The sequence below is a fragment of the Porphyromonas pasteri genome, assembly GCF_014647755.1.
In the GTDB taxonomy this organism is placed as follows: domain Bacteria; phylum Bacteroidota; class Bacteroidia; order Bacteroidales; family Porphyromonadaceae; genus Porphyromonas; species Porphyromonas pasteri.
Genome location: NZ_BMPU01000001.1, coordinates 622,253 through 634,459 on the forward strand (window position 1 = coordinate 622,253; position 12,207 = coordinate 634,459).

At 52.8% G+C, this 12,207-nt stretch carries 5 protein-coding genes and 1 tRNA gene; 2 read left to right on the forward strand and 4 right to left on the reverse strand.

The features are described from left to right. Nucleotides 1-48: 48 nt before the first annotated feature. From IEX77_RS02450 to IEX77_RS02465, 4 genes are all read right to left on the reverse strand, one after another. Nucleotides 49-2,457 carry a family 20 glycosylhydrolase gene (locus IEX77_RS02450; RefSeq protein WP_188807547.1) on the reverse strand — a complete coding sequence of 803 codons (2,409 nt, stop codon included), beginning with the start codon at nucleotides 2,455-2,457 and terminating at the stop codon, nucleotides 49-51. Nucleotides 2,458-2,651: 194 nt separating this feature from the next. Continuing rightward, a complete protein-coding gene (gene glyA / locus IEX77_RS02455) occupies nucleotides 2,652-3,929 on the reverse strand; it encodes a serine hydroxymethyltransferase (protein WP_044114497.1) in 1,278 nt (425 codons plus the stop codon). Nucleotides 3,930-4,448: 519 nt separating this feature from the next. Beyond that, nucleotides 4,449-7,334, reverse strand: coding sequence for an aminomethyl-transferring glycine dehydrogenase (gcvP, locus tag IEX77_RS02460; protein WP_188807548.1), 2,886 nt, complete (start codon nucleotides 7,332-7,334; stop codon nucleotides 4,449-4,451). Between the two features lie 291 nt (nucleotides 7,335-7,625). Then, nucleotides 7,626-7,702 (reverse strand) — tRNA-Asp (locus tag IEX77_RS02465). Between the two features lie 901 nt (nucleotides 7,703-8,603). On the opposite strand from IEX77_RS02465, the gene IEX77_RS02470 reads away from it, so the two are divergent. Beyond that, the gene (locus IEX77_RS02470) at nucleotides 8,604-11,285 is read left to right on the forward strand and encodes a calcium-translocating P-type ATPase, PMCA-type (RefSeq protein ID WP_188807549.1); all 2,682 of its coding nucleotides are present in this window, start codon (nucleotides 8,604-8,606) and stop codon (nucleotides 11,283-11,285) included. Nucleotides 11,286-11,311: 26 nt separating this feature from the next. Next, nucleotides 11,312-12,205 carry a metal ABC transporter solute-binding protein, Zn/Mn family gene (locus tag IEX77_RS02475; protein ID WP_188807550.1) on the forward strand — a complete coding sequence of 298 codons (894 nt, stop codon included), beginning with the start codon at nucleotides 11,312-11,314 and terminating at the stop codon, nucleotides 12,203-12,205. Nucleotides 12,206-12,207 lie beyond the last annotated feature (2 nt).

The following is a 12,207-nucleotide window of genomic DNA, read 5'->3' on the forward strand; positions in this document are numbered from 1 at the left end:
AGAGGCGAGGGCTCAGTCGAAAGGATTTGAAGAGGTGCGCGAAGCGGCTTAATGTGCCAGCATATCTTCGGTGATGTTGGTGAACTTGTTGTCCTTGATATTGCGATAGGCAACAGCAGCACCATCCCAATAGGTGGGGAAGCCTCCACGAACTGCTCCGATGAAGATCAGGCGGATCTTGTGCCAGCCAGCCTTCAGAGCTACGCTCTTGTCTCGGCGGCTCGACTTAGCTACTTCACCGCTATTGTCGATGAGGAGCTTGCCGTCGATATACATCTGATCAAGGTCCGTAGAGAAGACATAGACACCATCCTTGGGAATCTTCACATAGCCATCACCGATGACAGCCTTAGGCTTGATCTCTGCCATGTGATTCTTAACGACGTCAGGACGAAGGTCTTGAGGACGCTTAGCGAGACCCTTAGTCCAGTTCGTCACACCGATAAGATCAGTAGCCTGGTAGTAGTCTCCAATAGAGGTCTTCGTAGCCAGACCTGGCTTGAGGTTAGCAACGGTAGCTGCAGGAGCAAGAGTCTGCTTCTCAAAGGTAATCTCACGTACGGGGCTTGTCTTACCTGAGGGGAGGATAGAAGCTACACGGATGACTTCGCTCTTAGTGACCTTAATAGGCATAGTATAGCTCTCCGAGGACAGCGTGGGCGTGCTACCATCACGCGTATAGACGATACGGATAGGACGAGTCGTCTTGAGAGACAGCTCAGCGCTATCAGTGAAGGCTATGAAGTTGAGCGAAGCAACCGTCTTTTCGTAACTATCCTTAGGATTTACGTTAGGCAGAGGCTGCCCAGGCTGTGGGATATGATAGTTCGCACCGTGCATATCGAGGCGCACATACGCATTGTCGAGGCGACGGCTGAAGTCCTTGAAGTCACGACCGGAAATGGGTGTCCATACGGCTTCTGCAAGAGCGATCTCACGTGGGAAGGCACGGTACTGCATGATCTCTGGAGTATAGAGATACTCAGCCCAGAGGTTGGTCTGTGCACCCTTGATGTGGTGACGCTTATCGGGAGCGATAGCTTCGGGGATAGGATTATAGTTGTAGACCTTCTCAAGAGGAGCATAGCAGCAGATAGCTACGGGCTCGATCTTGGGGTCACCCTGATAGTGGTCAATATAGAGGCCACCGCTACCTGGGGTCATGATCACGTCGTGACCCATATTGGCAGACTGGATACCACCATCTTCACCACGCCAGCTCATGACAGTAGCTGTAGGAGCAAGGCCACCTTCGAGGATCTCATCCCAGCCGATAAGCTTCTTCCCATGCTTAGCGAGCATCTTCTCAGCACGGCGGATGACGTAGCTCTGGAGCTCGTGCTCATCCTTCAGACCTTCAGCCTTGATGCGCTTCTGACAGTTGGGACATTCCTTCCAGCGATCCTTAGGACACTCGTCCCCACCAATGTGGAAGTATTCACCAGGGAAGAGGGGTACGACTTCGTCGAGTACATTTTGGATGAACTCAAAGGTCGACTCCTTACCAGCGCAATAGACATCATCTTCGATACCCCAAATATTACGTACGATATACTTACGACGGTTGGGGAAGCAGGTAAGCTCAGGGTAAGAGGCGATAGCACCCATACCGTGACCTGGCATCTCAATCTCAGGGATGATCGTCACAAAGCGATCCTGAGCATAGCGGACGATCTCGCGGACCTGATCCTGCGTATAGAAGCCTCCATAGCGACTGCCATCACCTTCGATACGCCAAGCACCGACCTCAGTAAGGCGGGGATACTTCTTGATCTCAATACGCCAGCCCTGGTCTTCTGTGAGGTGCCAGTGGAGCTTATTGATCTTGAACATAGAGATGATATCGATGTGCTTCTTCATCTCGTCTACCGTGAGGAAGTGGCGGCATACATCGACCATCACACCGCGATACTCGAAGGCAGGCTCATCAGAAATACGAACGGCAGGGATCGTCCAAGCAGCCGTGGGAAGAGTCCCGACCTTGCCTGCAGACTCGACCTCCGCAGGGAGTAGCTGCATCAAGCTCTGGAAGCCCCAGAAAAGAGCCTTCGCCGAACGTCCAACGATCTCGACACCGCGAGAAGAAGAGTTCAGCGTATAGCCCTCATCGCCAAGGGCGAGCTTAGGATCAATGCGAACGAAGATAGCCTGCTGAGTGGCCTTAGCTCCAGGCACGACACGCAGAGAGAAACCTGTAGAGCGGTTAATCTTTTCGGTGAAGAAGCGAGCGATCGTCACAGCTGAATCACCAGAGGCAATGACAGGCGTAGTCGCTGTCAGGCGAAAAGCAGGGAGCTTGAGTTCCTGAAGTTGCTTAGGACGAGGGATAATGTTGATCCCCTTGTCATACGAAGGCACGGGGATAGACACTCGAGAGGGAGCGCTGGCAGCCCACGCAGTAGTCCCTCCTACACAGAGAGCCAGCGCACAGGCCATGCTTGTAAATAACTTCTTCATTGAGTCTATTTGAATGATATGATCGGCGCCGATGAGGCCTCAAGAGGAGGCTCGTCGAACGCTGTAATACAAATATATGGAAAAACGAGTAGCCCGAGGCTTGCGCAGGGGTAGCATACACTACTCTGGGCAATAGCCTCGGGTCACTTGTTAACTCAGGTTCACGCCGACTGGCCCAACCTGATCGGTAAGATCTACCAAGCGAAGATAGGATAGTTAGCCATCATTTCGTTGACTTCCTTGCGGACTGCAGCGATGACAGCTTCATCTTCGGGCGCAGAGAGGACGCGGTCGATAAGGGAGACAATGTACTCCATCTTATCTTCCTTGACACCACGAGTAGTGATAGCAGGTGTACCGACACGGATACCAGAGGTCTGGAAAGCCGAGCGGCTATCGAAGGGAACCATATTCTTGTTCACCGTGATGTCAGCTGCTACAAGAGCCTTTTCAGCCACCTTACCGGTGAGTTCGGGGAACTTACCACGCAGGTCAATGAGCATGCAGTGGTTGTCCGTGCCGCCAGATACGACACCGTAGCCACGGCGTACGAAGGCTTCAGCCATAGCCTGAGCGTTTTTCTTGACCTGACGACCGTATTCCTTGAATGAGGGCTGGAGAGCTTCGTAGAAGGCTACTGCCTTAGCTGCGATGACGTGCTCCAGAGGACCGCCCTGTACACCTGGGAAGACTGCAGAGTCGAGGAGTGCGGACATCTTCTTGATCTCACCCTTAGGCGTAGTCTTGCCCCAAGGATTATCGAAGTCCTTACCCATAAGGATGATACCACCACGAGGACCGCGCAGCGTCTTGTGCGTCGTTGAGGTGACGATATGAGCGAACTTGACAGGGTTGTCGAGGAGACCTGCAGCGATCAGCCCAGCTGGATGAGCCATATCGACGAGGAAGATAGCCCCGATCTTATCTGCAATCTCACGGATACGCTTGTAGTCCCATTCGCGAGAGTAAGCTGAGCCCCCTGCGATGATGAGCTTAGGCTTGTGCTCGAGAGCACGCTGCTCCATCTGATCGTAGTCTACGCGACCCGTTTCTTCGCTGACATTGTAGTCGATAGCATGGTAGAGAAGGCCTGAGCTATTGACAGCAGAGCCGTGGGAGAGGTGACCACCATGGGCAAGGTTCAGCCCCATAAAGGTATCGCCAGGGTTGAGACAGGCGAGGAGAACGGCCATATTTGCCTGAGCACCTGAGTGAGGCTGTACGTTTGCCCATTCAGCACCGAAGAGCTGCTTGATGCGATCGATAGCGAGCTGCTCAGACTTGTCTACTACTTCGCAACCACCATAGTAGCGCTTACCAGGATAGCCTTCTGCATACTTGTTGGTCATGCAGCTACCCATAGCCTTCATGACTTCTTCACTGACAAAGTTCTCAGAGGCAATGAGCTCAATACCCTTGAGTTGTCGTTGACGTTCCTCTTCAATCAGAGTGAAGATAGCGGAGTCGTTCATAGTTTCTTACGTGTTATTGTTTGGATGGATATAGTTGAGTGATGTACTCTTGTGCTTCGTGCTATTGTACTTACTGAGTGTATTCTTATCTCTACAAGGCAAAGATAAGAATTGTATCTATATATCAAAGCTTTCCCAAAGAGTTCTTTGGGGACGCTCCGAAGAAGCTCTTCAAAGGGCCTAAAGAGTCATCAAAAAGAGGGATACAATCTACTGAATCATAGCATATAGCACAGTAAGAAGGCTACTCTTATCCCTTCGCTCTCTCCTCCACTCTATACCACATCTATAGGTGCTAACATAGAGGCTGAATATCTAAAATATTTTGAGAAGGGGAAATACTACCAAGGATAGAGGCAGCGACCTCTCCCTCCATATAAAAGTAGCAAGCATGAGAGATAGTAGTCGACCAATGTCTAATTCGCAAGCTTACACCTTAAGTTCTGTGCAAAAAGAAGCCCCTCCCTTCATCTTGATAGGTATGAAGGGAGGGGCATTACTTACTTATGAGCTTAGTGCTTATTCTTCCGAAGTGGGAGCGATACAAGCACAGAAGGCGGGGATCAGATTGCGGTCGCCGAAGCCATTGTCTACGCGAGCGACATTGATCCAGAACTTATTCTCACGCAGGTAAGGCAGCGGATAGGCAGCCTTCTCACGGGGGTAGCTGTGTGACCAAGAGTCGGAGACCACTTCATACTCAGGGTGAGGAGCATTCTTCAGCACGTTGTCTTCGGCATCAGCACAGCCTTCCTTGATCTCCTGCATTTCGCCCCAGATGCACTGCATCACTTCGAGGAAGCGATCCAGCTCAGCCTTACTTTCACTTTCGGTGGGCTCGATCATAAGCGTGCCATGTACAGGGAAGGAAAGCGTAGGAGCATGGTAGCCGAAGTCCATGAGGCGCTTAGCGATATCGCTCTCATCGACGCCGTAGGTTTCCTTGAGCTTGCGGCAGTCGAGGATCAGCTCATGACCGACGCGACCCGTTGCACCCGTGTAGACGATGCCATAGGTATCCTTGAGGCGGACAGCCATGTAGTTGGCGTTGAGGATTGCCGTGCGAGTTGCACGCTCAAGCCCCTTCGTACCCAGCAGGCGGATGTAAGCGTAGGAGACGACATCGATACCAGCGCTACCAAGAGGAGATGCCGAGACGACGTTCCCTTCGATGGGCTCGTAGTCGACGCCATAGCCATGCGTAGGCTGGTAAGGAGCGAGAGCCTCAGTCATACAGATAGGACCACTACCAGGGCCACCACCACCGTGAGGGATAGCGAAGGTCTTATGCAGGTTGAGGTGGCAGACGTCTGCACCGATGAAGCCTGGGTTGGTAAGACCTACCTGAGCGTTCATATTCGCACCATCCATGTAGACGAGGGCTCCGCAATCATGGATGCGCTTACAGAGGTCAATGATATTCGTCTCGAAGATCCCGTGCGTACTGGGGTAGGTGATCATCATCGCAGCGAGGTCATCCTTATGCTCCTCGGTCTTCTTCATGAAGTCTTCCCAGTCGACATTACCATGCGCATCGCACGCTACGATGACACACTGGTAGCCACACTGCGAAGCCGAAGCAGGGTTCGTACCGTGAGCAGAAGCGGGCAGAAGGATCTTACTGCGGTGACCACCTCCATGAGCTTCGTGGTAAGAGCGGATCGTACGCAGACCTGCATATTCACCAGCAGCACCCGAGTTCGGCTGGAGCGATACAACGGGCAGCCCCGTGATCGTAGCTAAGAGCCCCTTGAGGTTCTCCAGCAGCTCGAGGGAGCCCTGTACCTGCTCAGCAGGAGCATAGGGATGGATGTTGCAGAAGGCTGGGTTGCTGAGAGGAATGACTTCCGTGGCAGCATTGAGCTTCATCGTACATGAGCCGAGAGAGATCATCGAGTGCGTCAGGGAGATATCCTTACGCTCGAGACGCTTGATATAGCGCATCATCTCGGTCTCCGTATGGTACTTGTTGAAGACTTCGTAGGAGAGGAAGGGCGAGGTACGTACGAACTTGCGATCAATGTGGATCGTGTGTTCGCCGACTTCGTCATTGAAGTTGCTCTCCTTGCCGAGGGCAGAAGCGAAGATGTAGCAGAGGACGCTGAGGTCTTCGGGCAGTGTCGTTTCGTCAATGCTCAGCAGAGCGACCGTACCGCAGGGAGCATAGAAGAGGTTCACACGACACTCCTCTGCGATCTCACGGAGCTTAGCAGCGAAGCCAGCTTCCTCGGGGAGGATGACGCAGAGTGTATCGAAGAAGTTCTCATGCAGGAGGCGATAGCCGAGATCCTGAAGCTTCTTTGCGAGGAAGCCCGTGTAAGAATGGACACGGCGTGCAATATTCTTCAGGCCTTCGGGACCATGGTAGACGGCATAGAAGCCACTCATCGAAGCCAGCAGAGCCTGAGCGGTACAGATATTACTCGTAGCACGCTCGCGCTTGATATGCTGCTCGCGAGTCTGCAGTGCGAGGCGATAGGACTCCTTGCCCAGGCGGTCCTTACTCAGACCGATGATACGACCTGGGAGCGTACGCTTGTACTCCATGCGACAAGCGATGTATCCAGCAGAGGGACCACCGAAGTACATGGGCACACCGAAGCGCTGAGCTGAGCCGAAGACGACGTCAGCACCCCATTCTCCTGGAGGCGTCAGCAGGACAAGACCGAGGAGATCAGCAGCGACCCCAACCTTGATATCGGCATCGTGAGCCTTAGTTACGAACTCAGAGTAGTCATTGACACCACCGAGTGAGCCTGGGTACTGTACGATTGCTCCGAAGAACTCGTCACCGAAGTCGAACTCGTTCCACTTGCCGAGGACAACCTCGATCCCCTGTGGGATACAGCGCGTGAGGATGACGTCACGAGTGGAAGCAAAGACGTCCTTGTCGACGAAGATCTTGCGTGCACCGAGCTTCACCTTAGCCTTAGAGCGCTCATTGAAGAGCAAGAAGGCGGTTTCAGCCCCAGCCGTTGCTTCGTCAAGGAGGGAGCAGTTACTCAAGGGGAGTGCCGTCAGGTCCGTGATGACCGACTGGAAGTTGAAGAGCGCTTCAAGGCGACCCTGAGAGATCTCTGCTTGATAGGGAGTATAGGATGTGTACCAGACGGGGTTCTCCAGTACATTACGCTGGATGACGGGAGGGAGTACGGTATCGTACCAGCCTTGGCCGATGTAGGAGGTATAGACTTCGTTCTTAGATGCAAGATCTGATATATGCTCAGCAAACTCCCGCTCAGTCATAGGCTCGGGGAGATCCAGAGGCTTGTCCAATCGGATGTTGGAGGGTAGAGTCTGGTTGATGAGCTCATCTAAGGTCTTCACCCCGATGGTACGAAGCATCTCATCGGCATCGTGCTGCCCCACGCCTATGTGGCGGATGGAAAAGTCATTGGTGTTCATTGGCGAACGTTAGCTTAAGTATTGTTATAGTAGTCGTACGCTGATCTATCTACAGCGTACCAAAGGTAGGTATTTTGCAGGCTCGTTGTACCTCAATGACTTACAAAAATATCTTACAAAGTCTACCGCCTTAGTGTTAGCTTGTTATCCCATCAAACGCCACCATCCCACACATCCCTTAGTGTGAATAGGAGGCTACTATATACTTGGAGTAGATGGTATCTAAGGTTATCAAGATGTGATAGGCATCTATACAAAAAGAGAGCACAGCTTTCGCTATGCTCTCTTCTCTGGCGGTATGGACGGGACTCGAACCCGCGACCCCCTGCGTGACAGGCAGGTATTCTAACCAGCTGAACTACCACACCGTGCTTGCTGATTTGCGTTGCAAAGATAGTATAAGTTTTCCAAGCCTCCAAATAATTCCCATTTTCACCAGCCGATAAGAGACCATTGCGCAAGACCATCTCTTCACAGCTTGCACTCTCCTCCTTCGAACTTCTCTGCCTAAAGACTCCGATTTTCGAGGCAAGAAGGTACGAGCAATGAAGAAGTGGGCTTGCGTGATGGCTCCGTATATATAGGTATATGGGTGTGTGGGTAGAGCTATATAGGATGGCGAAGAAAGCTATACAGATTTGAATCAATTCCTATATAGCTTTGTGACGTGACCTATATTAGATTGTTGCTCCGCGTAGGGAGAAAAGTTATGGACGAGTGGTAGATAAGTTTGGGCTACGTACGTGGCTCTAATATCTACGTACGTGGATATTTGGATTTACGTGCCTGGTCTTTAAGACTACGTACATAGACAGAGGAAAACCACTACGTGAAGGCGCTTTTTTCTTCACGAGAAGGACACTTTTCCCTCCGCTGGATAAGAGGAATACTTGCGATAAGGCAAAGGGCTTGTGTATCTCTTCGGAGAGGCACATCGGAGAGCTGGGCGTGCGATGCCTTAGCACTCTAAATAGAGGACAGGACTCTCGGCCACAGTCTCATGAGGAGGAAGACCTTTGTCTTGCCAGACACCCTATCCCTATCTGTCACTACATCCCCCTCTCCAAACCCCTTATAGAATAAACCTTTGCAGGAGAGTAAAATCAACCAGTACTGGTACATCTGAGGAGTATAAGAAAGCCTCTGAATCCAACTAAGAAGTGATAGGATGATTATGTGGTGGTCTTCCGCTAATTTTGCAGGCGAAGGAGATGGCAGGAGAGGTCCCTACTTCGATCTCTCACCCCTACCCCTATACATTAATATATAATGGACAAGATCCCTACTCCGCATATAGGACTAACCTCCGAGCAGGCACAAAAGAGCCGGCTACAACACGGCTGCAATGAGCTGACACCCCGCCCACGCACCTCGCGCTGGAAGCTTTTCCTCGAGAAATTCGAGGATCCCATCATCATCATCCTGCTCATCGCCATGGTCCTCTCCCTCCTCTCGGCCTGCTATGAGTATTTCATCACGAAGACTGATCTCACAGGAGCTGGATTCTTTGAGCCTGTCGGAGTCTTCTTAGCGATACTACTTTCCACAGGCATAGCTTTCTACTTCGAGCTGAAGAGCGAGAAGGAGTTCGAGCTTCTGAGCCAGGTAGGCGACGAGGTACGCTACAAGGTCATGCGCGATGGTGAGATCATACAGATCCCGAAGCGCGAGATCGTCGTCGGCGACCTGCTCTATCTGGAGATGGGAGAGGAGATCCCAGCCGATGCTGAGCTCCTTGAGGCTGTCACACTCTCGGTAGATGAGTCAACCCTCACTGGCGAGCCGATGACGATCAAGAGCGTACGCCCTGAAGATCAAGACAGCGAAGCCACTTACCCTACCAATTATATATGTCGTGGCACGACCATCCTCGAGGGACATGTCGTCTGTCGCGTACAGGTCGTCGGAGATGCTACCGAACAGGGGAAGATCTTCGAAGGCATCCAGATAGATACCTCCGTAGAGACTCCTCTGAATCGGCAGCTTGATCACCTCGGCAGTCTCATAGCTCGTATCAGCTATATCCTCGCAGCACTCGTCCTCGTAGGCAGCACCCTAATCTATGCTCTCGATGGGGGCTTTGCAGCTCCATGGGATACTACACTCTCCTACTTCCTCGGTAAGATCATACTCGCCGTGACGGTCATCGTCGTCGCTGTCCCCGAGGGGCTACCAATGAGTGTGAGTCTCTCACTTGCCTATAGCATGCGTAGTATGATGCGTAGCAACAACCTCGTTCGCCGTATGCACGCCTGCGAGACAATGGGTGCTATCACCGTCATCTGCACCGACAAGACGGGGACGCTCACGGAGAATCGAATGCGCGTCGAGAGCTTCTTCAGCGAAGCCTCGACTGAGGCACAAAGCCTTCTCCCCGAAGCCATAGCAGCCAACACGACGGCCTTCCTCAATACACACGACCGACAGCACCCCGAGGTCATGGGTAATCCTACCGAAGGAGCACTCCTTCTTTGGATACGAGGACAAGCGTACGACTACCTCACCCTTCGTGACTCCGCCCCTATCATCCGACAGCTCCCCTTCTCTACAGAGCGTAAGTATATGGCGACTTTAGTCCAGTCTGTAATGCTGGAAGGAAAGGCCGTACTCTATGTCAAGGGGGCACCAGAGATTCTGCTCAGCCTATGTAATCTTCCTACGGAGATACGTACTCGCTACGGAGCCCAACTGCATCAGTATCAGTCACGCGCTATGCGAACGCTCGCTCTTGCCTACCGTATAGTCGAGAGTCCGACAGAGCAAGAGAAGCCTCTTGATGAGCTGATCCAAGAAGGACTACAGCTACAAGGCATCTTCGGCATCATGGACCCCGTGCGCAGCGAAGTGCCCGCGGCTATCCAGCAGTGCCGAGAGGCTGGTATTGGCGTAAAGATCATCACAGGGGATACCTCTGGCACGGCTAAAGAGATCGCCCGACAGATCGGTCTCTGGGGAGAAAGCTCTACCGACGATGAGATCATCACGGGGGCAAAATTTGAGGCCCTCACAGACGACGAAGCCAAGGCTCGACTTACCCGTCTTAAGATTATGGCACGCGCACGTCCCATAGACAAGGAGCGCCTCGTACGCCTGCTCCAAGAGTTGGGCGAAGTCGTGGCCGTCACCGGAGATGGGACCAACGATGCCCCAGCCCTCAATAGAGCACATGTCGGGCTGTCAATGGGCGACGGTACGGCGGTAGCTAAGGAAGCCAGCGATATCACCATCCTCGACAGCTCGTTTGCCAGCATCGCGCAGGCCGTACTATGGGGGCGCTCACTGTACCTGAATATCCAGCGCTTCATCCTATTCCAGATGACGATCAATGTCGTGGCATGCCTCACCGTCCTTATAGGCGCCTTCCTCGGCAAGGAATCGCCCCTCACCGTGACACAGATGCTCTGGGTGAACCTCATCATGGATACCTTCGCGTCGCTGGCGCTGGCCTCCCTACCACCCAGCCCTCATCTCATGAAGGAGCGTCCACGCAAGGCCTCTGCTGGGATCATCACACCGCAGCTCGCACGACAGATATTCGGAGTCGGTGGCCTGTTCCTCCTTCTGCTCTTTGCTCTACATTATATATTGGAACACTTGGACCTCACGACGGGACAGTGGGTCGAAGGGAAGGAGCAACTTACGGCACTCGACCTATCCGTATTCTTCACCAGCTTTGTCTTTCTTCAGCTGTGGAATATGTTCAACGCAAAAGCATTCCACTCGGGTCGTAGTGCATTCGTGGGCATAGATCGGGCGCGCTACTTCCTGCTGATCACAGCTGTCATCCTCGTAGGGCAGTTCTTAATTACTACCTTTGCATACGATTTCTTCCAGATAGCTCCTCTTCCATTCAGCTACTGGATTGCACTTCTCATAGCCACTAGCCCAGTACTCTGGATCGGTGAGTTGGGGCGTCTCATCGCCCGCCTCACAGGACGGCTTCGTGCATAAGTAAGCAGATTGCAGTTCCTACTCCGATGATATGTAGTTCACTCCACCGCCCCCTGTGTACCCTTCTCTTGGGGATAGGGCTTCTCGCCACCTCTTGTCAGCAGGGCGAGCAGCGGTCTACCCGGCTCCAGATAGCCACGACGATAGCACCAGCAGCTCAGGTCATCACGGAGATCGCTGATAGCTTGGTCGCGGTGACGACACTACTCCCCCAGGGGAATAATCCAGAGAATTACGAGCCTACACCACAGGCCATCCAAGCACTCACCTCCAGCGCGGCCTACTTCTATATGGGTGATCTGGGCTTTGAGCGTAGTTGGGTGGGGCGTATCCATACGATGCAGCCAGCCCTGCAGCTCGTACGTCTTGATCAGGACTTGGTAGGGCCTGCACATCACCACAGCAGCACCTCCACTCATCTTCACGACCCACACTACTGGACAAGTGTACGCGGGCTTCAGTCTATGGGGAAGAGCATATACAGCTCTCTCTGCCGTATTGACACGACGCACCGAGCACAATATAATGCGGGTTACCAGCGCTTCATCCAGCGCCTGGAGCACGTAGAGCATACGATAAAAGAGCAACTCTCCGATATTCCCTCGCGTGCCTTCGTCATCTACCATCCATCCCTCTCTGAGTTTGCAGAGGAGTATGGTCTCAAGCAGCTCGTCATTGAGCAAGATGGCAAGGAGCCTACGCCTCAGCATATACAAGCACTCATCGAAGAGGCTAAGAAGCTGGGCGTACGCGTAGTCTTCATCCAGCAGGAGTTTGACTCCAAGCTCATCGAGAGCATTGCGAAAGAGCTCGGAGCCCGTATGGTCGTCATCAACCCACTGGGAGGAGACTGGGAGGAGCAACTTCTACTCATCACTCGTGCACTGAGCGATACCACCTCATCTATCCCAACACGATGACC

Bases quoted from the DNA above. Each gene is read 5' to 3' on its own strand.
- IEX77_RS02470 (WP_188807549.1), top strand. From the start codon at position 8,604: ATGGACAAGATCCCTACTCCGCATATAGGACTAACCTCCGAGCAGGCA.
- IEX77_RS02450 (WP_188807547.1), bottom strand. From the start codon at position 2,457: ATGAAGAAGTTATTTACAAGCATGGCCTGTGCGCTGGCTCTCTGTGTA.
- gcvP (WP_188807548.1), bottom strand. From the start codon at position 7,334: ATGAACACCAATGACTTTTCCATCCGCCACATAGGCGTGGGGCAGCAC.
- glyA (WP_044114497.1), bottom strand. From the start codon at position 3,929: ATGAACGACTCCGCTATCTTCACTCTGATTGAAGAGGAACGTCAACGA.
- IEX77_RS02475 (WP_188807550.1), top strand. From the start codon at position 11,312: ATGATATGTAGTTCACTCCACCGCCCCCTGTGTACCCTTCTCTTGGGG.